Source organism: Aquimarina macrocephali JAMB N27, assembly GCF_000520995.1.
GTDB classification, from domain to species: Bacteria; Bacteroidota; Bacteroidia; order Flavobacteriales; family Flavobacteriaceae; genus Aquimarina; species Aquimarina macrocephali.
Genome location: NZ_JACA01000057.1, coordinates 29,475 through 53,238 on the forward strand (window position 1 = coordinate 29,475; position 23,764 = coordinate 53,238).

The window sequence follows — 23,764 nt, forward strand, 5'->3', positions numbered from 1 at the left end:
ATACGGCGGTTCACCAAATCGAAGTTTGCTCTTTATTTAAGTAGTCTATCATAGGAACGTATCCTTTTCTTCTAAGTCTGGATATGGTAATGGTAGTACCTAGTATAGGACTTTGAGCTACTGCCCAGCCTCCCATTCTGGTTCGACTCCAAGCATAGGCTTGTCCATGTTTAATCCCTAATCGAATCAGATTCTTACGTTTTCGTTCTGGCTTTTTCCAATCATGCCAAATACAATATCGTAACCGATTACGTAGCCACTCATCTAGCTTTTTAAGTTTAGTGTAGTTATTGGTCAACCGATAATTGTTTAGCCACCCTCTGCATACTTGGGTAATTCTATCCAATCGTTCTATCAAGGACATCGGTTTGGTTTTCTTGGTCAAACCTTTAAGATTACGCTTAAATTTATTCCAACTACTTTTACTAACAACCAACTGGTACTGTCCTTTTATGCCTTTCTTGTAGATCGGCACAAATCCATGCCCTAGTAACTCGAAATTCACAGGTCTGCGTATACCGCTTTTTGCCTTGTTTATTGGTAATTTAAGTCTTTCTCTTAGAAAAACATAAATCTTGTTTCCAACTTCTTTAGCTTTGCTTTTCGATTTTGTATAGATACTAAAATCATCTGCATAGCGAACATAACGAAGTCCTTGTCTTTCCAGTTCCTTATCCAAAACATCTAACATAACATTAGATAATAATGGACTTAGTGGGCTTCCTTGAGGGATTCCTCTTCGGCGTTTATAAAACCTACCATCTATAACAATGGGAGCTCGTAGCCATTTACGAATCAATCGTAGAGTAATCGGACATTTCACCTTGTTGTAAATTAATTGTAGTAGAATACTATGGTCTACCTTATCAAAAAATCCTTCTAAGTCAATATCTACAATATCCTGAAATCCATCATTGATGTACCTCTGTGTTTGTATTACTGCTTTATGTAGGTTCTTCTTGGGACGAAAACCATAACTAGAAGGCTCAAATCCATATTCGAACTTGGTCATCAATTGCTGGCTTACCGCTTGTTGTAACCATCTATCTACTACCGTTGGAATACCCAAGTCTGGGTTTACCATTCTCTTTGGGAATACTGACTCCTAAGATCGCATCGGGAGTATAGCTGTTATCCAAAATAGAGCTTAGCAGCTTGGTTCGGTATTTCCGTATAAAATCGGGGAGATCCCAACACCTAACTCCATCTACTCCACTAGCACCCTTATTACGCAAAACTTGACGTTCTGCTTTATAAAGGTTAGTCGCTTCTAATACCGATTCAATCATAGGTTTAAATAATTTGTGTACTCCTGGCTGCTTAAGATTAGGCTAGTAAAACCTCCTAATCGAATTTCGACATGATTTAATGTTCTGTCCTTCCTTACCTGTGAGACCTATGTGATGTCTATTCACAACTCGCCTCCTATAAGTACTATGACTTCTGCTGACTTCTCTACTTTACCAACTCGTGGTTATAGAGACCTCCGCATCTTCTTTCCCTCGATCCCTGCCGCATCTACTAGTTCGATATCTACTGAAAAAAAAACAGCTTTTTGGACTTTGCAGTGATGTGCCTACTTATCCGATCTTATAGCCTCAATATGTGGTTCGTGTACCTCAGTACCGAGTTTTGTAGTCTCGCTTTCTTCAGTCCTAACCTCACAGTCAACAACCTTACGACTTACTAATGGTTCAAGACGTTACTCCTGCCCATAAGAGACTTGCACCCTCTAGATGAATTATTTATCTTCGATAAATAAAAGATGCCCATGCTGGGCACACACAAAATACAAACAGTATTAAAACGACTGTTTATACAGAACGTCAGACTGCCTAAAAACCTGTCTTAATCCTCAAATTATTTGGGTAGGTATCGATGTAAAGCATTTCTGCTTTATCAAGTTCCCCCTCGAAGACCTGATCAAGATTTTTCTTACTGACCTTTCCCCTTGTTACCCGAAGTTCCTTATTATGTTTCCTATCACAATTGACCACTACAGCAATTTTCTCATTGCTGGCACCCCGTTTGGTTGCCTTGACTGGAAAGTCTAGGAAATTCCCTATTTTCTTTCCCTGACTCTAGAAAGAAAAATATCATCACTCTCTAAATACCTTCAAAACCATCAGCGTGGATTGCTCAAAGTACTTAGAATCTTATGACGCCAATCAAAATAGGTTTGAATACAGATAGGTCGATTGACGAAAAAAAACATCAATAAAATTGCAATTAACAATCCAGGCCTATTGTGATATTCAATTGATCAAAAAGAAAAATTCTTTAAAGTGTTTTTTATTGTGCCACCACACAAGATTCGTTAGCAAATAGTAATCATTTTTGCATGAATCAAATCAATTTTGCTAACGGAGTTTTAAAAATATAGAGACTTATGATAAAGTAGTTATTACTGTTTAGAAATGGTTAAAAAAGTGTGAGACTATTGATGGAAATATACTAATCGATACAAGTATTATTGTTCATAATGATGAGTCCGATTCTAAGCTTTGGACCATAGAATATTATCAGATAAATCGCGGCAAACATGTTTACCATCTTGCTTATCGACATCGTAGATCTAGTTTTTTTCATCTTTTTTTGTTAATTCTTTCCTCAGACTAATGATAGTCGGGTAACCGAGAGACATAGACGCCCCTCCTCTAAGAACCGTACGTGCGACTTTCGCCGCATACAGCTCAAACTTCTTTGATTCTATCATTACTTTTATAGCACAACTTAGTTATGTTAATATTCAGGCTATAGACTTGTCTGCGACAGTCAGGGTGTAACACTACCAGATTGCTAAAGGTGTATTGCCCTCCTAAATGTTTAGGTTTAATGTAATGGGGATTCCACTTAATTACCTTCGTGGTTTTCCCTTTACACATCGGACAAATACCTCTTTGACTTCTCCATATTCTAGTTAACATCCAATATCCTTTAAGATGGCTAATTATCAGTATACCTTATAATTGCCCTATTTCCAGATATTTTCCTTTTGAGCCTACCATTCTTCCTTTCAATACCCAATACTTTTTCCATTCCATGTAAAGCAATATTGGCTAATAGTGGAGATATTGTTCCTCCTTGCGGAGTACCTGTTGGAGTTTCTTTAAATACATTATTTTCCATAAATCCCACTTTGTGTTTGTTTAGTACTTGGTACATAGGGTTCCGGTTTTATGTTTGATAAATTTCTACAACCCATTTTTTTCAAAAAACTTTAAATGAGTTCAATCCTCGGAACAAGCTCACAACGCTTTCGGTGAAATTTTTTAAGTTGCAAAGTAAGCTTCGAGGTATTAGATTAAAAGTCTGTTACTTATTTTAAATGTATTCTTACACATTTTTTCAAAATAGAGTTTCACTAATAAAAAAAGCAGTACCTTTCAATCTAGGTAAATTAAAAACCATCTCTTTTAATAATGAGTAAATTTAAATCAGGACTGGTATCAAAATCTGCAATCTATAGAATAGAAAGCTCTAGTATCCTTTTTCCAATTCGTTAGATATGCAGCTGTTGGGTCATCCACTTGTACACAAGAAAGATAAGAATTCGAAGAATAATTCCATCTCAGATCTACATATGTTAATGCAACATTGTTTCCGTTTTTAATGTTTAAAGAAGTTAATAATTTATTGTTCCTTAAATCTATTCTGGTCAAAGCGGTATTATACCTTAGATCTAATGTAGTAAGTCGATTAAATGAAGAAAATAAGTCGATCAAAGCAGTATTTTTGCTTAGATCTAATGCTGTGAGTTGGTTCTCTTGACAAACCAGTTTGGTCAAAGCTACATTTTTGCTTACGTCTATTGTTGACAATAGATTTTCGTTACAATATAGCACAGTTAAATTAGTGTTCTTACTTACATCTATTGCTGATAGTCTATTCCTACTACAATAAAGCACAGTCAAAGCAGTATTTTTTCGTATATCTAATGTCTTAAGGTTATTGCCAAAACAATTCAATTCGGTCAAACCAGTGAAATATTCGATTCCTGAAAGATCGGAGATGTCTTTACGCTCTACATTTATTTTTTTAACAACCTGTGCTTCGGCTATTGAGATTCTTCCATCTCTATTCGTATCTATTACTGGGGAAGTATGTTCAAATAACGCCTTTCTAAAGTTTGGATCAGGAATGATAATACCATCATCTGTAATATCATTAAGGTTTACTATCACGGTAACTTCTTTACTTGGTACTTCTTCATTATTATTCGTTTCTTGTTCATTTGTTGCTACTATTAATAATGTCGCTCTAAGTGTTTTTCTAGTTTCATAATCAAAAAGTGATGCGTCTTTAACCGTAAGTTTTCCTGTATTATTAATAGTAAATGCATTAACAGGTTCTTCTGTTTTAAAAGAATACATCAATTTTCCTTGATCAGTAGTCGCTTTTATAGTCCCCAATTCCTGTCCTGAAACAGGGTGTTCGTCTATAGTAGTTTCAAAATCTTTTACCGTTATGATTGCGTCATTAATATCATTTAGATTTACAGCTACGTTAACTTCTTTACTTAGTTCTCCATTTTTTACCAATATAATAGCTTCAAGAGTTTTTCTAGTTTCATAATCAAAAAGTGACGCATCTTTAACTGTAAGTTTTCCTGTATTATTAATAGTAAATGCATTAACAGGTTCTTCTGTTTTAAAAGAATACATCAATTTTCCTTGATCAGTAGTTGCTTTTATAGTCCCTAATTCCTGTCCTGAAACAGGGTGTTCGTCTATAGTAGTTTCAAAATCTTTTACCGTTATGATTGCGTCATTAATATCATTTAGATTTACAGCTACGTTAACTTCTTTACTTAGTTCTCCATTTTTTACCAATATAATAGCTTCAAGAGTTTTTCTAATTTCATAATCAAAAAGTGATGCATCTTTAACTGTAAGTTTTCCGGTATTATCAATTGCAAATGCATTAACAGGTTCCTCTGTTTTAAAAGAATAGACTAATTCTCCTTGATTAGTAGTTACTTCTATAGTCCCTAATTCTTGTTCCGAAACAGGGTGTTCGTTTATAGTAGTTTCAAAATCTTTTACGGTAATAGTAATTGTCGAGGTTTGGGAATCATCATCACTAGAACACGCAACAACAATAAGAGTTATAAGTAGTATAACAGATAATTTTAAATTTTTCATGAATTTATTTTTTTTGTTTTCACGAGATTGTATAAATCTCCAATAGTATTACAATTTGAGTTCAAATGTATTATATCAAAATTAAACACATTACCCCATTTTCAGGGTTTTTTTCATCATACTCCACTAATATTACAATATAAATCATATAGATACAATTGATCACTATCTGTTTTTTGGATGAACTCATTTAAATCATTATAATAGCATGCCAAATATATTTACAAATTGAAAAATTGTTAATTTATGTTAAAGTAAAATTTGATAAAAACACTGCTTTTTGAAACAATAAAATCTTTATAACTTTTCATTTTTCAAAAAATCACACATTGTTATGCTACTTTAAAAACTCTTCTCTTTTTTTCAAATCTTGTATCAAAAAGTTTGAACTCTGAGGGGTTGGGGTCCGTAGGAAAAAAACACTTAAACTTATTCAGGAACTGGACTCTAACCTGTAATCTTCGGATTATGAGTCTATAAAAGCACAAATATAACCTTCAGCTTATAAGAATTCTACTGATATTCCTGTTTACAAATCAATACAAATAGGCACGTACCTTTTAGACAATTAAATTAATATCCTTCAAGTTCTATTAGTATATTCATACCTATAATATTTGATAGGCTTGTCATTGCTAGCATTACAACTAACGGACATTAAGCGGATATTTAATAGTTATTTACTTACCTACAACAATTCGCTATTGAATCTTAGCCTGAGATTATTATCCTTTATTACCAAATCCATCACCTAAATGGTAACTAAGTATAATCCCATGTGTATTATTAATGGGAGTATCTCTTAGGGTTTGATTATAATTATACAATACTCGTAAGTGATTAGAAATATAAAACCCTGCAAGAAAATTCATCGAAGAACTCGTTCTGTATCCAGCACCAATTTCAATTTTATTTTTGTAGTTCACTGTAGTATTAACATCTACCTGAATTGGAGCTCCAGAAACATATTTAACCAAAACACTGGGAGTTATTAATACTTCTTTAAAACGTGAAGCAAAAAAACGATACCCTGCATATGCATAATATGGAGTCTTTAAATTAATATTATCCTCAGAAGACAAAGAATCTCCTAGTAGGTTTGGAGCAGAAGCACCTATATAAATATGCTCTCTATTATACAAAATTCCTACCCCCAAAGTAGGGATAACAGTATTAATATTATTTGCAAAATTAGGATCATTATCAATACCTAATTCTAGTAAATTTTCGTTATAAATCATTGCACCTCCCGTAATCCCAAAAGATAATACGTTGGGATTATACGACCACCATCTTGCCTGGTTATAATTATGGTCAAAAACTATTTTATAGGCATATGCTCCAAACAAGCTTGTTGTTGTAGTTACTCCTACCTGGTCACTATAAACTCCTGCTCCTAATCCCATATTTTTTGAACGTAATGGCGAGTTGACTGTTAATCCAATATTTCTCGGACTACCATCTAACCGATTTAAATATCCTCTATTGGTGAGAGTAATATCAGAATCGGGATAGAAACCGGCATGGGCTGGATTAATAACTACGGTATTGTAATTATAATTTGCAAAGACCGGGGTTTGTTGCCCAAATATTGAGCATAAAAATCCTTTAGATAGTATTGCAACTATCAATAATATATATACTTTTTTCATAAATTAACGCTTCAAAACAAGGAAACCAGTTTGCTTTTTTAAATTATGAGAACCTTCTATTTTGATATTGAAGAAGTATGTCCCCTCGGGTAATTTATCTCCTCCCAAACTTCTCTTTCGATTGGCAATTCCTCTAAAAACTCTTGAAGTATTATTATATCCTTCAACTTCAAAAACTATATCTCCCCATCGATTATAGATCGATACTTTATTATTTGGATAATTTTCAATGTTATGAATCTCCCAATATTCATTGATTCCATCACCATCTGGTGAAAAACCATATCGGGTTTGATCCTCTTCTTGTGCTTCTACATAAACTGTGACTATATCTTCTTCGATACATCCTTGATCACTAGTAAAAACAACAGTATAGGTTGTTGTTTGATTTGGGTTTGCTATTGGGTTAGCAATATCTGTATTAGTAAGACCTGTTGAGGGTGTCCAAACAAATGTTCCACTACCAGAAGCAATCGCGTTTAACCGTACCTCCTGCCCTTGTGTAATCTCTTCGTCCTCTCCTGCTTCTATAGTACATATTATAAGATCGTCATTATCTTCTATAACAACATCTTGCGTTGTAGTGGTTCCCAGTGTAATACCTGCAGATGGGTTACTAATCGTTACTATTGCCGTTTCTGTACTTTCTACAAGAGCATCATCAACAATAGTAAAAGTTACTGTACCTGTGGTCATCCCATCAGGAATAGTAATAGTCGTATTACTTAAGGTAAAATCTGAAGCAGTAATTCCTACTCCTGTGGTAGCAAGATCAATAGTTTGAGCACCTACTACAGCTCCCGAAGAAGTAGCCGTTACCGTTATTACTGTACCTGCTGCTTCTGTACCTGTATTTGATGAAACTGAAAGATTTACCGTAGGGATAGGTGCTGAATCATTATCTGTAATATCAATATTTTGCGCTGTAGTCGTTCCTAGGGTAATACCTGTAGATGGATTGCTAATTGTTAGTGTAGCCGTCTCTGTACCTTCTACAAGAGCATCATCAACAATAGTAAAAGTTACTGTACCTGTGGTCATCCCATCAGGAATAGTAATAGTCGTATTACTTAAGGTAAAATCTGAAGCAGTAATTCCTACTCCTGTGGTAGCAAGATCAATAGTTTGAGCACCTACTACAGCTCCCGAAGAAGTAGCCGTTACCGTTATTACTGTACCTGCTGCTTCTGTACCTGTATTTGATGAAACTGAAAGATTTACCGTAGGGATAGGTGCTGAATCATTATCTGTAATAACAACATCTTGCGTTGTAGTGGTTCCCAGGGTAATGCCTGTAGATGGATTACTAATCGTTACTATTGCTGTTTCTGTACTTTCTACAAGAGCATCATCAACAATAGTAAAAGTCACTGTACCCGTGATCATCCCATCAGGAATAGTAATGCTAGTATTACTTAAGGTAAAATCTGAAGGTGTAATTCCGATTCCGGCGATACCGATATCAATAGTTTGATCACCTACAACAGCTATCGAAGAAGTAGCTGTGACCGTTATTATCGTCCCTGCTGCTTCTGTACCTGTATTTGACGAAACTGAAAGGTTCACTATAGGAGCAAGAGTAGGAGTTCTTACTTCAAAACTACACTGAGTTTCTTTTCCGCTATTATCGGTTACCGTCATGGTAACTGTTGTATCTGCTGTAAATAGGGTTCCTGCAATAGGGTCTTGTGTAATCTCTAGATTGGTGTCACAATCATCGATAGCACTAACAGCACCTGTATAATCAGGTAACGGAGATCCTGAACTTAAAGTTTGATCACTTGGGCAAGTTGTAATCTGTGGAGTTTGAGTATTTGGAATAGAAAATCCATAAATTATATAAGCATGACCTGGATCCAAACTAGAACCGCTATCATAATACAATCTTTCTTTCTCCCCTATAATTACATCTGTAATACCATCGCCATTGATATCTCCTAAATCTGAAACAGGATAATCACCAGAATTAGATCTGCTTACAATAAAAACTTCTGATGATGGTAAAGAAAAGGGATTTAGTGTTGCATTCCAAGGAGTATTCTTTCCGTAAACAATAGCTATGGAACCAAATTGCCCTACGATTAAATCATCTATTCCATCATTATTAAAATCCCCCCCTGCACTAGAAACTCTATAGTTGTTTCCTGTAAAATCAACTCCATTTGTACCATTTAAGTTTGTTATATCTTCTGCTGCAGAAAAACTAGTATTCTTCCCAAAAAAGAGTCTTTTGTTTCCAAACAATATGTCGTTTACCCCGTCATCATTAACATCACCAACTCCTGTTATAGTTTTATAAAAAGAACTAGACGAAAAAGAAGAAACATCAACATAAAATCCTGTAGTTCCATCTATAGTTGCGGTTGGTACAATACTTGAAAAGCCACCTGTTTTTCCAAAAAGAACATAGGTTTTATTTGTATTTCCTCCTTCAAACCCTACATCATCAATTCCATCTCCATTAACATCTCCCAAACCAACTACACCATTACCTATTCCTTCTCCATCGGCATCACCTTTTATTATAAATCCATTACTACCGTTTAAATCCCTACCTCTTAATAATGCAGGAAATGCAGTTGAACTCCCATAAACGATATAACATTTACCAGAAGTATCAGTAAACCTTGCTGATCTGGCTCCTATTATGATGTCATTAATTCCATCATTATTAATATCTTCTGCCGAATCAAAAGAAAGTGCAGACTGATCATACGGATCTGCTCCCATAAAAACAAAACCATTTGTACCATCAATACTCGAGACATTAAAAACAGGAGAGAAGCCACTTGTTTTCCCAAAGACCACATATGTAGTTCCTAATTCTGCTCCTAATCCATCGTTGCGAAATGGATCACTAAACATCAAATCATCAATTCCATCATTATTAATATCTCCTGCAGTACTAACTTGATAACCTGAAAATTGAAAATTACCTCCAGAAATATCATTACTTATTTTAAATCCATTGGTGCCATCCAGCAATGTAGTATCTAAATTCGGAAGAAAATTATTTCCTTTCCCAAAAATCACAAAAACATCTCCAGGAAAATTACCTATTTCTCTTCCATAAGAAGAGTTAAAATTATACGCCTTACCAGGTGAACCTACTAAAAAGTCTTCAATTCCATCTCCATTAACGTCTCCTGCTTCTCTAACATCATAACCTGTTTCTCCTTTTATCCTATTTCCATCTATCTGAAAACCAATATTACCATCCAAATCATTTATACTTATTGAAGTAGTTGTGCAATCTAACGGGGTTATAGCAGGTCGAACAGTTACTAAAAATGAACAACTTTCGGTATTTCCGTTACCATCTGTAACAGTTACCGTTACATTGGTGTCTGCTGTAAATACTGTTCCTTGTGCAGGAGTTTGCGTATACGTAAGATCAAATAGTGATGTGCAGTTATCTGAAACACCAAGCTTTAAATAAAAATTAGGCAGTGTTGAATTAACAAATAATGATTCTGAAGTTAAACAAGCAAGTACTGGTTTCTCATCATCTACTCCTCTGGTTACAACAAATGTACAACTAGCACTATTTGAGCTTGCATCGGTAGCTGTCATTGTGACTGTCATCCCATCTGTAAATGCGGATCCTGGAACTGGATTTTGGGTAATTACAGGATTGGGATCTACTATATCTGATGCAGTTACCAATGATATAAAATCAGGAATCACAGTAGAGTTACATGCTATAGCTTGATTAGAAGGGCAAGTAATTGTTGGAGGAGGAGTATCAGTACCTGACAAAGTAGTAACATCATTGATATGGTAGATTTCTCCTTGATTTCCAGCTCCATCTTCTAAAAACAAATACACATCATAAGTAGTACCAGCTGTTAAAGAAGAAATTATCTCTTGGATATCGGTATTTGCGGTATTCATTAAAAAATTACCATTTACTACAGCTCCTGTTCCATTTAGAATAGCATCATGATCAATAGTTCCTGAAAAAGTCCCTGGTAAAATTGCATAATGTATGGTTCCTGTTTCTGGTCCATTAACAACTAAAGTAAATCCTGAAACTGTCTCGTTTATAGCTTGTGGGTACCCCGTATTTAAAGGCGTTGCGCAGTAATCTCCTCCAAAAACAACATAACTGGTACCAGTTAACCCATTAATTTCATCTCTCTCAAATACTGCCGGAGCCCCTATAATAATATCACTAATTCCATCTTTATTAAAATCACCAATACCCCCTACATCATATCCAAGATTCTCCTGTATTCCATCTTCAAAAATCCGCAAATGATTAATATCATTGATTCCTATTCGATTTTGCCAAGGTCCCGGATTTCCATAAACTATATAACCTCCTCGCTGCGATGACACCCAATAAGGCACTCCCATAATGAAATCATTTATGCCATCATTATTGAAATCCCCTGCATCATTAATTGATAATACAGACAAACCTTCAATAACAAAACCATTCGTACCATTAAGAGTGTTCAATTCAAATGTAGAAGAAAAAGGAGTAGTTGAACCAAAAATAACATATACTTTACCTGGAAAAGATTGACGTGCAGAGATAGCAATATCCTTTATTCCATCGTTGTTAATATCACCTATACTACCTATACCTCCTCCTAAAAAATCCCCCGTTCCTTCTCCATTTATAACAAACCCATTTGTTCCATTCAAACCAGAAAGTTCAATTGATGAAGAAAACGGAATATTAGAACCGAATATCACATAAACTTGACCTGAGTTAGCTCCATTTTGATCTGCTCCAGTTGCACTTATCATAATATCATGTATCCCATCTCCATTAATATCTCCTGCATTAGCTACTTTAGAACCAGATTCATCATCAATATTGACACCATTTATTACAAATCCATTCGTTCCGTTTAAATCAGAAAGTTCAAAAACAGATCCAAATGCTAATGATTTCCCGAAAATAACATAACTTCTTCCTGCTTTATTTGTAGTATTGGGAGAGGCACCTTGTGCGCCTATAATAATATCATCAATGGCATCATCATTAATATCTCCTGCATTGCTTAATGAAATTCCAGTTAAATCTCCAGGGTCTACTCCATTAATAACAAAGCCGTTACTACCATCTAATAGATTAAGATCAAAAGTTGAAGGGAAACCTGTTGATGTTCCATATATTACATATACAGACCCTACATCCACCTGATGAGAATTTGTATATATTGCATTAAGCATGATATCATCTATACCATCATTATTGATATCTCCTGCACTGCTTACTTCTCTTCCTGTCCAGGAATCAATACCATCAATTTTAAATCCATTAATTCCATTCAACGATGAAAGATCAAAAGAAGCAGGCATTCCCATAGCTGTTCCAAATAAAACATAGACTTCTCCAAACTTATCGTTACCATTTGGATCTGCCCAATATGCTCCTATAATTAGATCGTCTATAGTGTCATTATTAATATCTCCCGCATTTTTAACAGACCATCCTGACATATCTGCTGAATCAACACCATTAATTAAAAAGCCGTTAGCTCCATCTAGTTCCGAAGTGTTTATTCTTGAAATACAATCTTGAGCTATACCCTTTATTAAACTTAAAAAACAGATTAAAACAATTGATATAGTTCTATTTCTACCTATGATATTACATTTAATATTTCTCATTTTTGAAAAAATTGTTTATGATAAAACTATATTTTTTCTTAGTTCTAAAATTCACTATAAATAGGGTTTTACCACATATAAATACCCCCTGTTTTCAGGGTGGTTTTTTTTACAAAAAAAAAGAGATGTGCATTTACTACATTTGACTGGACATTAAGCTGAGAGAATTCTAGCTACATAATTTATCTTTGAATTATATCAAAACGTAAAAAAAAAAATGCACTACAGAGTTTAAGAAAAAAGCTGTAGAATTAAGTTATGCCAGAGATAGTATTCCACAAGTATCTAGAGAATTAGATATTCCTACGTCGGTGGTTAAGTCGTTGGCGAAAAGAAGCTAATAAATATGGTGCTAATAGTTTCCTTAAATCCGTATGTCTAGGTTAAAAAATAACCGCAAACTATTTATTTACAAAGGTTTGCGGTTTTATGTGTTTTTACCTAAATTGGTGTTGTACAAAACACTGATATGAAAATAATTAAACCTTCGTACATAAGCCCATTTGGTGGTTTAAATTTTGTTTTAGAAGAATTTGAAAAACAAAATATAGGCCTTTATTACAAAGTTTTTTACCGGTATTACCTGCTCAATGTAAATACTCTTGGAGAGATATTTTATATAGTTTTTGGTCTATTTGTTTCTGCGGTGGCGATTGTATTAAAGGCTTAGGTGCTAATTTCCATCATCATCTAAAAGTAATCATTTTATAAATGTTCCTAGTCCTGATTAAGTTTTGAATCGATTTAAAGAATTATCTCTTCCCTAAGATATATTAAAATGTCCTCGGGGTAAGAGCATACACGAATTTGGAATCAATGAAAAGATCAATGCCTCAAATTTAAATATGCTAAGCTCATTACAAGTGTTTTCTGATAGAGAATTAACCCTTAATTATGATAGTACTATAATTGTTAATTATAAAGCAGACAGTGCTAATACTTAAAAAAGCATATGGATATTGCCCGGGAGTAGCTCTGATAAGCAATCACATTGTTTATATCGAAAACAGAAATGGTAATAGTAATCCAAGAACTTTACAAAATCAAACAATAACCAGAATGTTTGATTTATTAGATATTCATAACATAAAAATCCATGCTTTTAGAGTAGATAGTGGTTCTTACTTATATAGTGTAGTCCATATAGCTAGTAAGAGGGGTAAAATATTTTTATATAAAAGCTCGTATGAGTTCCGTTCTTAGTAAAGCCATAAATACTATGGATAATTGGAAAAGAATAGAAACCAAACAAAGTATTATATATCGAGCAGAAATACAATTCAAACCTTTTATAAGAGCTAATCGAGACACAATAATCCTAAGTTTCTTGAAAAATACCGTCTGTCTTATCCTAGACATACCTTTAAAAAAGCCTGATCTAAAAACCTAACTAACAAAACTCCTTTTTTAAAACCCACTCGTTACTGTATTCTTAGAGAATAAAAAAAGTCCTTTCTGAAAAAAGAAAGGACTTAATATTAAACTGCTAATTCAAAGCTTAAAAACAAAGAATTAAGCATTTTATGAAGCTCACAAAACATTATGAAAACAATTCTAAAAAACTAAAACTACTTGGCCTACCCTTCATTCTAGTTAAACAGAAAATAGTAATAATATAAATAAAGTATTGAGCTTCATTTTAAATTGATTGTAAAATCAAAACAATGTATAATCATCTACCTACAATTACTACTGGTTATTATCCAAACCCGACCAGTTTTTGTATGTAATATTCATCTTCAAACTGTTTATTTTATTGCATAAAACAAATATCCAATTTTTTATACTTTGTCAATCTAAAAGCAATTACAATTAGAAATCTTTTTACTATAATGGATACATGGAATTAAATTAACCTTTTAACTAAATTAGAATTAATCCTTTTAATTAGGCAGTAGTTCATTCTGTTTAACATCTTTAGATAAAGAAGGTAATTAAACAATGTATAGTAAATTGTAAATAGAAACAAAATTATCACCTTATTCATTTTCAAACTTCTTCTTTAAATCAATTTTGCAATAGTTTTATGAATATAACAATCTAGATTAGTACTAGTAGATACCTAAATGTATACCATGTTATAATTTTTTTTTGTATATTAATGCACCTGTAAATGATAAGATATGACTTTAAAAAAAGTGGTATTCGTCTTTTTTTATATCAATTATGTTGTGTTATGTCATGCCCAATCCTATAACATAAGCAAAGACAGTATTAAAAAGCTTATTTCAGAATCCTTTATAACTTCTACCCATGGAGAATACAATAAGGCTTATGCGCAACTTAATTTTGCATTAGAGTATGGAAAAAAAAATAGTTATGATTCTATTGTTGGTGAAGCATATAATTGCATTGGTAGTATTTTTTATGAAATTGGTGACTATGAAAATGCCGAGAAGTTTTATTTATTATCAAAAGAAGCTCTATTAAAAGCCAATTATAAATCTTATCTGATCTATCATTATAATAATATTGCAGAACTATTTTATGAAAAAAAGAGTTATGATAAGGCTGAGAAAATATTTTTACAATCTAGAGATTTAGCACTAGAGCTTGAGGACAATTACAAAATACTATGGCCTACCTATAATATAGGTAAAATTAAATATACTTTAGGGGATTATAATGGAGCCCTTTTTTATTTGCTTGAGACTATCAATTTATTCCAACCTAATACTGAGCAACAACCTACTATACTGATTAATTCGTACATACAGTTGGCGAATATTTATATTAGAAGAAAAGATTATCCGAAAGCTCTAAAATACCTTAGTAACGCAGAAGATATCTCGTTAAAGCTTAATTATTATGGTGAATTGATTGAAATAGAAAAAAACAGAGTAACCATATATAATCATCTTAAAAAGCCTGAAAACACAAAAAAAGCAATGGCTAATCAAATCACTTATTTAGAAAATAGTTTTAAAAACCAACAGATTTTATTTAAAGAAAAAAACAAATTGCAAAGGGATTTATTCGAAAAAGAAAGTAGTTTAAATTTGACTCAGCAGCTCAATGAAAGTCAGAAAAAATCACTTAAAAAAATAAAATATTTCACACTCACTCTTCTTATTTTGTTTCTGATTATCATTGGCATTGTGATACTTTTATATCGCACTAATAAAATTCGTTTAAAGTTAAACAGTCATTTGAAATTTAAAAACAGAGAGCTGATTAATGCTAAATCAAAAACAGAGTATGCTGCAAGGTTGAAAAATAATTTCTTTTCTACAATAAGCCATGAGCTCAGAACACCGCTCTATGCAGTTATTGGCATAACAGATGTTTTAATTAGTGAAGCACCTAAAAAAGAACAGATACACTATCTTAATGCGTTAAAATCATCTGGAGAGCACTTGTTTGCATTGATAAATAATATACTCCAAATCAATAAATATGATGCTAGCAAAATTGAAGTAAATAGTATTGAGTTCAATATTGAAAATGTTATTGAGAATCTGGTAAACTCCTTATCCCACATAAGGAAAGAAAACAATAACATCATACATATACAGATCGACAATACAATACCAAAGAGATTGAAAGGAGATTCGATAAAGTTTACCCAAATCATAATGAACTTATTGGGTAATGCTTTGAAGTTCACCGAGAACGGCAATATTTGGTTAAACATCTGTAATATCCATAATGAGTCCAATGGTCAAAACATTGTAACTATTAAAGTAAGTATTAAGGATGATGGTATTGGCATTTCTAAAGAGATCCAGAATCAGATTTTTGATGATTTTTATCAAGAATCTAAACAACTTAATCGAAACTATGAAGGAACTGGTTTGGGGCTTGCTATTGTAAAGCGTTTATTACAAGCGATGAATAGTGAAATATTTGTAGAAAGTAACCCTAATAAAGGTGCTAATTTTTTCTTTTCATTAGATTTTGAATATGAAAAGAAAAGTGAAGAGAAACAAGTACAACTTTCTAATAATGGTAGTTTAAAAAATAAAAACATTTTAGTTGTTGATGACAACAGTATAAATCAAATGATCACTAAGCGTATTTTAGAAAAAAATAATGCTAATGTAGTGGTTGTGGACAATGGTTTTGATGCACTTAATCTAGTACAAAAAGAAAGTTTTGATGTTATTTTAATGGATATTCATATGCCAAAAATGAATGGCTATGAAGCTGCAAAAAAAATACGAGATATAGATAAAACAACACCGATAATAGCTTTGACTGCAGTTGATCTTAATGAAAATGAGGGAAAAATTTTCTCTTCAGGTATGAATGATGTTATTTCTAAACCATTTCAACTAGAACAGTTCTATATTGTACTCCATAAGTATATTAATTGATTGTAATCCGTATGTCACCCTTTTCGATAGGACTAAAGAGTTTTAAGGGATTGAAGTAGAATAAGTTTAAGGAAAGCGGCAAAAACCTTCACTTGACAAGTATTATTGAGACAATAAAACTTCCTTGATCTTAAAAAAATAGTGGACATATTACCAAACATAGGGAGATCCTTAAATGTACGATTATAATAACTGTGTAATTTTGTAGAAACTGTCTGGCATTTTGGACAAAAGCAATCTTTTTGCTTACTCTCTAAATAAATATGAACGTAGTCATATTCTCTTATCACAGAAACTACTTTAAAAGTATCTTCATCTGAAAGAATAATATTTTTCACTTTCATTAATTGGCTTTACCAACAAAACGAAAAAAATACGATAACCACCAAAAGTGGGGAAGAACCTGATGTTCATCACCTAAACCGAGTCATCTTGCCCTCTCTAATCCAGATTATGTTGACCTTGATAAATTATAAAAATTCAATAAAACGATCATAATAGGTTGAATTGGTTGATTTTCTGAAAAATAGAAAAGAGAGGAAAAGGTGAGGTTGGCATAAGTTTAACGTTTTACAGATAAAAATGTAATGTGTTTAGTTGATAGTACATGATCTTAAAAAAATAGCATTGGGTAATTTTTTGTCAAAATATTCGTTGTGTATGGTTTATATCTGTAGTTAAAAGAGTTACTAATTAGAAAAGAGAGAGTTTCCTGAAATAATTACCTCTTTAAGCCCCCTCTAAATTAATCCTGATGATTAATTAGAGATAATCTGGATGCTCTCTCTTTATAATAATATGTCTTTCTTTTGCCTAAACTGTTATGGACAGGTTAATGCTGTTTTAGGGTATTAAAAACAAGAAAAAATACGGTTATAAAGTAAACAACAACCACACTTTTTACTCGTGTCAAAAGTCAGTCGAACAGATGTGTTCATGCTAATAAACCTAGCAGAGATTTGTGATATTTATTCTACAAATATATAGAGAATTCCCCTTTTGGCGGTTACGGTAAAACCGCGTATTTTGTTTTAAACATAAAGAAGAACATCCCGATTGGCAAAAGGATTTTAAAACAGTGGTTGAAAGCAAATGTAGTGGACAAAGGAAAAATAATTATCCCCAGAAAGGGAACTCCTCAAGGAGGTATAATTTCTCCAACATTGGCGAATATGACAATGGATGGATTGGAAGAAGCAATCAATAAGGCAGTTGGTGTATCTTATAATAAAAAAGGTAAGAAACAAGGAACCGATGTAAAGGTTAATTTTATCAGATATGCTGATGACTTTGTGGTTACGGGAGTAAGTCCTACTATACTTAAAGAAAAAGCTCAATCAGCAATAGAGCAGTTTTTAAAGGAAAGAGGATTAAACTTGTCTAAAGAAAAAACATCCATCGTTCATATCAATAAAGGTTTTGATTTCTTAGGACAGAATGTTAGAAAATATGGAGAGGTATTATTAATCAAACCATCAAAATCTAATATTAAAGCCATAAAAAGCAAAATCAAATTGATTGTCAATAAAAATAGATCCGCCAAAACTTGTGATTTAATCAGACAATTCAACCCTGCTATTAAAGGTTAGGCAATTTATCATCGACACATTGTGGCATCAGACGCTTATTCCGAAGTACAAGATTGTAATTTTAAGATACTCTGGATATGGGATGCCTGAAGACATCCTAAAAAAAATAAGCGTTGGATAAAAAAAAACTTTATAAAGGTCAGTAGTTAGAGTAGTTAGTTACTGGTCTCAGATATGGGTGAAAGCCCTGCAATTTCATTGCAGCACTTTCAGCAGTGCGAAAAAATCTATACTTTAGATTTCGATGGACTCTAAAATAAGAAAAGGTTCTCATACAGTAAGTCGTTTGACTCGCCACATAGTTTGGTCTACAAAGTACAGGTATAAAGTTCTTCGGGGAGATATTCAGATACGTTGTAGAGAGTTATTAATTCAAATTTGTGAAGCAGAGAGTGTTGAAATATTGAAAGGTGTTGTGAGTGCTGACCATATTCATATGCACATTGAATATGCACCAAAGTTAAGTGTAAGTTATATCGTAAAATAACTAAAAGGTAGAACCTCTAGAAAATTACAGCAAGAATTTCCCAGGATACAAGATCGTTATTGGGGTAAGCATTTTGGGTAAATTGATATGGTGTTTGGAGTACGGGGAACATCACAGATGAAATGGTCAATGAATATTTAGAACATCATAGGTGAGACAATAGTGATAATTCCAATTTCATGTTGGAATAGGCAAATGGACTTTAGTCCCTAGTAATACAAAACCCCAGCACTTTAAGTGCTGGGTGGTTTAGTTATAATTTCTTTCTGATAAATTTTGTCACTATTGACCATTTTAGCTATTAAATTATTGAATATTGTATTTTTACTCTGGAACGGTTTATCCTGAAACAAAACTCATTAAAATATCTGTTTAAATTAAAATCACTCACCCAACAATAAGTGGTTCTGATCCAAGCTTTGATTTGGTTGATCATTGTGTGGAGCGCCTTAAAATTAAGCCCTTTATTACTTTCTATTTTAAGGGTATACATCCTTTTTGTTTTCCCCCTTCAGTAAGTTCTACTGCTGTAATAGCCTTCTTTTTCTTAGCATTATAGCTACACTCTATTTTGCCTTGTTCATAACCTCCCAAAACAAATTCATCTACCTGGACATTACCCTACATTGGATGGTTTTTACTGGAATTCATGGCTTCCCTTACTTTAAGCATAAATAAACAGACTGTTTTTTCAGTGATCCCATAACGAATACCCATTTGACTAGCAGATAAACCCTTGGTAGTAGTGGTCATTTCAAAACAAATGAAAAAAACAGTACGTACCCCATATCGAACCCTTTTAAATATTGTATTGGCAGTTGGACTTTCTACATCACTACATTTATTACATGTCCTTGAATGATCCTTTTGTATTTGGTAAGTAGCATTACCTCATTTACGGCAAGCATATCCATCTTTCCACTTGATTTAACTTAAATATTCTTTACAATCCAAGTCTGTTTTGAAGCGTTCAGCAAACTCTAGAAAGTTCTGACCTTTAAAAATATTCATAAATAATCATTGTTTATTGACTTTCAAGATAGGAATTTATCTACTGATCTCTAAAACTTTAATTATAAATGGGTATTTGGTGCTATAGAAAATGGTAGAAAAATAGGCTTATATCCAGTAGCCAAAGAGATAAAAAGACACATTGGGATCAAACGAGGGGCAAATCCATATGATCCCAAATGGGATACTTTGAATTTCGTGAAGATAGGATGATGATCAGCCATCTTAAAGGATATCGGATGTTAACTAGAATATGGAGAAGTCAAAGAGTCATTTGTCCGATGTGTAAAGGGAAAATCACGAAGGAAACTAAGTGGAATACCCATCACATTAAAAGCGTCTAGCATTTTATGTACACAAAATTTATTGTCTTAGGGTAAGTTTTGGATATTGGTTATCTTCTTAACCAGTGATCTATCCAAAACCGTATCAGAATTACATACCAGATAATCCAAAGACATATCCAAAACATCTGCTATTTTAGTAGCAATATCTACAGATGGGTTGATCTCGTTACGTTCATAACGACCAATAGTAACGGCAATAGTACCAACTTTTTTAGCTAACTGTTCTTGTGAGAGTTTTTTTTCTCTTATGTGCAATGGCTACATTTTTATCGATAAGATAATCAGATATATTAGTCTCGCTATAGATTACTTCTGCAATGTATCGTACATATTGGTCTTTGTTTTGTTTGTTCGTAGTGACGGTAACCGGTAATAACATTTACCTCTGTGTCTTCTGGCAGAAGCACTACCAGAATAAATAACGTTCAGGATTAATATTGCCTGAACGTTATTTTTACCGATGCATTATCAATAGCATCTTTCTTACTCAACAAATCAATCAAACTTATGAATTATAATTGGTCAATATAGTCTAACGAACAATTAACCTCTTAACCTGAGACAACATTCCATCATTTATTTTAACATAATACATCCCATTAGATAAATTACTGGTATTATAACTAATAACATTGGTTTTTGGAGACATCCTAAGGTTCTTTATCACTACACCATTAATATCATAAAATGTTACAAAAACAGATTTATCTGTCTTACCGGTATAGTGAATAGAAACATCATTACCTCTTTGTACCGAATTAGGAAATATCTTTATTGATTCGGTAAAGCTACTAGGGCCAAATAACGGCAGGTTAGCGGTATAGGAACGACTCCAATCACTGGTTGCGGATCCATTTCTAGAACGCAATCGATATTCATATGAAGTTCTGCTTCCTTTTTTGCCAACCCAAAAATAATATGTACTGGAGGTTCCTTCGGTAGACCAAACTCCATTAGTTTTAAGCTGAATTTCATATTGATTCGCTTCTGATATTGTATTCCAAGTAATATAAAATCCAGAATGATAGTTATCACTTCGAACACCAGTTGGTATAGGTAATGTATTACCTCCTCCTCCTGAGAGTTCTACGGTTCTATAATCAGAATAAGAGCTACTTCCCTCTCTATTATTTGCTCTTACTCTCCACCATTGTGTACTATTGGCTGGAAATCCTGAAAAACTATAAGAAGTCTGAGCTGTATTTCCTTGTGTTTCCCAATACCCTAGATCTGCGTTTCCATTTTTTTCAATCCATAACTGGATATCATATGAGGTAGCAGTGGATGCACTATTCCATAATGCAGTAAATGAAGTAGCTGTAATATTAGATTCACTTAATCCTACAGGTATTGCAGGTAAGTCTCCTCCTCCTCCGGCAATTACACCTGTAGCTATCAGGTTGGATCTTTGCCACAATGGTCTTCTGGCAGAATGCTCTAAAGCAGCAAGCATTCTGTTTACCTGCCCTTCTGAGTACATTTTGTAACATCCAGACGCTCCATTATACCCCATATAATTTTCATAATTAATGTATCTACCACAATCAGATATCTCATTACATCCACCACCATTAGTTTGAGTATCTTGTGGAGTATCACTCACGCGGTCAGTTCCATTACATCCACCATCATGCGTATGAATCAGGTTCAACCAATGGCCAAACTCATGTGTTAATATTGCAGCAAATTCACTATTAGTGTTTCCAAAAAGATAACGGCCATTATATACTACTCTGGCAGTATTATTATTTGACATACCTGTATTAGGATACCAGGCAACGCCAGAATTGTTATATTCACCGTTATTATATAAATCAGATTGAATGTAAACATTCATATATTTATAATTATCCCATGCAAAATACCTAATCTCAGAATCATATGTATCATCATTTCCAAATCCACTTCTAGCTCCATAGAATTTTACTCCTGTAGTAGAATTACCACTAGGATCAATTTTAGCAAGTCTGAATTCAATGTTTAATGTACCTCGAATAGATCTAAACCTAGAGTCAACTGTGTTAAAATCACTATTTCGTCCTTGAAACTCCTTATTTAATTCGTCTAAAGCTCTCTCTATTTTTGATCGATTTACTGTTGTTCCACTAAAATCACTTCCGAAAACGTGAAATACAACTGGTATAATGTAAGTAACCGCTCTTGACTTTGATACTTTTTCAGAGGAAATAAACTCTTTGGTGAAGTTCTCGAATTGCAGGTATTCTGCTTTAGCCTTTTTTGATTTGTTGATCATCTTTTCATTCATTTCAGAAGCTTTACATTCAACAATTTTTTGAGAGAAAGCTTCTCTTGAAATAAATAAAATTAGTACTGTGAGTACTACAAATTTTAGATTTTTCATAATGGTTTGTGTTAGATTTTAAAAGTTAGATTAAATTTAAGTAATACGGTGATCAAAAACTTGTACATTATTAACACATCCTTATATTAAATTACCAAACTATTCAAAAACTGTCTTTCTAAATCAAATGTATCAAAGAAGACAGGTGGTTTTTTATTTATTGTCAAGTTAAAGGTCAAAACCCTGCAATTTTATTGCAGTTACTTTAGTTTCTATAACTGTTTTAGATTTGTTGAATCAAAACTAGAATCCGCATTTAAGAAAAACCCTTCAATAGCAATATTTGCTTGCTCTAGCGTTTCTGTTACTACCTCAAACTGCACTTCTATATCATGAAGATCATTATAGTTACCTGCCATGGGTTCAGACATAGATAAAGGTAAACCCTGTCTATCAATCAAATAGAGAGCATTGGTAGTTTTGGTTTTTTTTCTACCCTGATATTCAACATCTGAACCACTTCTTAAGGCTGGTGTATGACTACCATTCAGATCTACACTAGAAATGCCTAACTCTTTCTTGTGGGTTTTAAGGAAGTTGATCCAGCAATCCTTTAAAGTATCGGACAAAGACTATTTCCTATAATGATAATAAACCGCATTCCAAGTCAAAGGATGTTGTTCAAAAAGTGCTTTTACCGGTAACAAATACCTTTGAACACCTGTTTTTAGCTTGTAAAGTATAGTATTGATAATCTCCACCAAGGGGACTGTTGATGGAAATCCTCGTTTTGTTTTGGGAAGGTATTTTACTATTTCCATTTCTATCGTATCCTTGTCTAGTATCAGGTACATAATGGGTTGTTTTTTAACAAGATAAAAGGTAAGCACTTGATTATACTATACATATTATGTGCTATGATATAGTATCTCTTATCTTCTAAATATTGTAGAATACTCTTCAAAAACGTATTCACTTATTTCATTTAGAACAGTATTTTCTTCACTTACTACCCAAAGGAATCTGCACTTAATTTCAGCGTTTTTGGGAATTATATAATCTTTATTGATTTGTTAAAATCAAAGAAAAAAATGTAAAGATTAGTACTAAAATATCCATATATAATACTTTATTAATCCAAATGATGGTAATACCATAACTCTAAGGTATATTTCGCTTCTAAATAATCAATCTTAAAAACATATGGAAAAAAAAGTAGACACAAATCAGTTCTTAAAGTTTTTTTCGATAGAAGCATGGAAACTAAACTTTACAAAAATCGTAAACA

The 23,764-nt window shown here is 33.0% G+C and carries 17 protein-coding genes and 2 pseudogenes; 5 read left to right on the forward strand and 14 right to left on the reverse strand.

Annotated elements, in window-relative coordinates; translation table 11 throughout:
- Nucleotides 1–10: 10 nt before the first annotated feature.
- The 7 genes from Z054_RS29230 to Z054_RS0125115 form a co-directional block, all read right to left on the reverse strand.
- The gene (locus tag Z054_RS29230; RefSeq protein ID WP_241461454.1) at nucleotides 11–1,084 is read right to left on the reverse strand and encodes a reverse transcriptase domain-containing protein; all 1,074 of its coding nucleotides are present in this window, start codon (nucleotides 1,082–1,084) and stop codon (nucleotides 11–13) included.
- Nucleotides 1,044–1,289 carry a hypothetical protein gene (locus Z054_RS32525; RefSeq protein WP_241461455.1) on the reverse strand — a complete coding sequence of 82 codons (246 nt, stop codon included), beginning with the start codon at nucleotides 1,287–1,289 and terminating at the stop codon, nucleotides 1,044–1,046. The genes Z054_RS29230 and Z054_RS32525 overlap by 41 nt, the downstream gene beginning before the upstream one ends.
- A 1,404-nt stretch (nucleotides 1,290–2,693) precedes the next feature.
- Nucleotides 2,694–2,927 (reverse strand): HNH endonuclease, encoded by a 234-nt coding sequence (locus tag Z054_RS32780; RefSeq protein WP_084050590.1) that lies wholly within the window; start codon nucleotides 2,925–2,927, stop codon nucleotides 2,694–2,696.
- Nucleotides 2,928–2,946: 19 nt separating this feature from the next.
- A complete protein-coding gene (locus Z054_RS32355) occupies nucleotides 2,947–3,165 on the reverse strand; it encodes a hypothetical protein (RefSeq protein WP_024772763.1) in 219 nt (72 codons plus the stop codon).
- A gap of 284 nt (nucleotides 3,166–3,449) precedes the next feature.
- On the reverse strand, nucleotides 3,450–5,144 hold the full coding sequence (locus Z054_RS30595; protein ID WP_024772764.1) for a cadherin repeat domain-containing protein: 1,695 nt from the start codon (nucleotides 5,142–5,144) through the stop codon (nucleotides 3,450–3,452).
- Nucleotides 5,145–5,869: 725 nt separating this feature from the next.
- On the reverse strand, nucleotides 5,870–6,796 hold the full coding sequence (locus Z054_RS0125110) for a PorP/SprF family type IX secretion system membrane protein (RefSeq protein WP_024772765.1): 927 nt from the start codon (nucleotides 6,794–6,796) through the stop codon (nucleotides 5,870–5,872).
- Between the two features lie 3 nt (nucleotides 6,797–6,799).
- The gene (locus Z054_RS0125115; RefSeq protein WP_024772766.1) at nucleotides 6,800–12,424 is read right to left on the reverse strand and encodes a T9SS C-terminal target domain-containing protein; all 5,625 of its coding nucleotides are present in this window, start codon (nucleotides 12,422–12,424) and stop codon (nucleotides 6,800–6,802) included.
- A 469-nt stretch (nucleotides 12,425–12,893) separates the two neighbouring features.
- Between Z054_RS0125115 and Z054_RS0125120 the strand changes: the two genes are divergently transcribed.
- From Z054_RS0125120 to Z054_RS30600, 3 genes are all read left to right on the forward strand, one after another.
- Entirely contained in the window at nucleotides 12,894–13,094 is a 201-nt protein-coding gene (locus tag Z054_RS0125120; protein ID WP_024772767.1) for a hypothetical protein, read from the forward strand.
- A 260-nt stretch (nucleotides 13,095–13,354) separates the two neighbouring features.
- Nucleotides 13,355–13,627: a hypothetical protein gene (locus Z054_RS31420; RefSeq protein ID WP_152538674.1), complete on the forward strand. Its 273-nt coding sequence runs from the start codon at nucleotides 13,355–13,357 to the stop codon at nucleotides 13,625–13,627.
- A 920-nt stretch (nucleotides 13,628–14,547) separates the two neighbouring features.
- Nucleotides 14,548–16,740, forward strand: a complete 2,193-nt coding sequence (locus tag Z054_RS30600) for a tetratricopeptide repeat-containing hybrid sensor histidine kinase/response regulator (RefSeq protein ID WP_024772769.1) — start codon at nucleotides 14,548–14,550, stop codon at nucleotides 16,738–16,740.
- Between the two features lie 32 nt (nucleotides 16,741–16,772).
- Here the strand turns inward: Z054_RS30600 and Z054_RS32785 are convergent, their stop codons facing one another.
- Nucleotides 16,773–17,084 (reverse strand): transposase family protein, encoded by a 312-nt coding sequence (locus tag Z054_RS32785; protein ID WP_024772770.1) that lies wholly within the window; start codon nucleotides 17,082–17,084, stop codon nucleotides 16,773–16,775.
- Nucleotides 17,085–17,795: 711 nt separating this feature from the next.
- Between Z054_RS32785 and Z054_RS29245 the strand changes: the two genes are divergently transcribed.
- Nucleotides 17,796–18,329, forward strand: coding sequence for a reverse transcriptase domain-containing protein (locus Z054_RS29245; protein WP_262482461.1), 534 nt, complete (start codon nucleotides 17,796–17,798; stop codon nucleotides 18,327–18,329).
- Nucleotides 18,330–18,573: 244 nt separating this feature from the next.
- Nucleotides 18,574–18,971, forward strand: a pseudogene (tnpA, locus tag Z054_RS29250) (IS200/IS605 family transposase).
- 78 nt (nucleotides 18,972–19,049) lie between these two features.
- Here tnpA and Z054_RS31165 read toward each other — a convergent pair.
- The 6 genes and pseudogenes from Z054_RS31165 to Z054_RS0125175 form a co-directional block, all read right to left on the reverse strand.
- Nucleotides 19,050–19,827, reverse strand: a pseudogene (locus Z054_RS31165) (IS1595 family transposase).
- Nucleotides 19,828–20,198: 371 nt separating this feature from the next.
- Complete coding sequence (locus tag Z054_RS29260; protein WP_206538812.1) at nucleotides 20,199–20,429, reverse strand: helix-turn-helix domain-containing protein; 231 nt, start codon at nucleotides 20,427–20,429, stop codon at nucleotides 20,199–20,201.
- Nucleotides 20,386–20,553 carry a thermonuclease family protein gene (locus Z054_RS32790; protein WP_206538813.1) on the reverse strand — a complete coding sequence of 56 codons (168 nt, stop codon included), beginning with the start codon at nucleotides 20,551–20,553 and terminating at the stop codon, nucleotides 20,386–20,388. The genes Z054_RS29260 and Z054_RS32790 overlap by 44 nt, the downstream gene beginning before the upstream one ends.
- 153 nt (nucleotides 20,554–20,706) lie before the next feature.
- Nucleotides 20,707–22,536: a zinc-dependent metalloprotease gene (locus Z054_RS30605; protein WP_024772772.1), complete on the reverse strand. Its 1,830-nt coding sequence runs from the start codon at nucleotides 22,534–22,536 to the stop codon at nucleotides 20,707–20,709.
- A 212-nt stretch (nucleotides 22,537–22,748) separates the two neighbouring features.
- On the reverse strand, nucleotides 22,749–23,105 hold the full coding sequence (locus Z054_RS0125170; protein ID WP_024772773.1) for a hypothetical protein: 357 nt from the start codon (nucleotides 23,103–23,105) through the stop codon (nucleotides 22,749–22,751).
- Between the two features lie 3 nt (nucleotides 23,106–23,108).
- On the reverse strand, nucleotides 23,109–23,330 hold the full coding sequence (locus Z054_RS0125175) for a transposase (RefSeq protein ID WP_024772774.1): 222 nt from the start codon (nucleotides 23,328–23,330) through the stop codon (nucleotides 23,109–23,111).
- Between the last annotated feature and the right edge of the window lie 434 nt (nucleotides 23,331–23,764).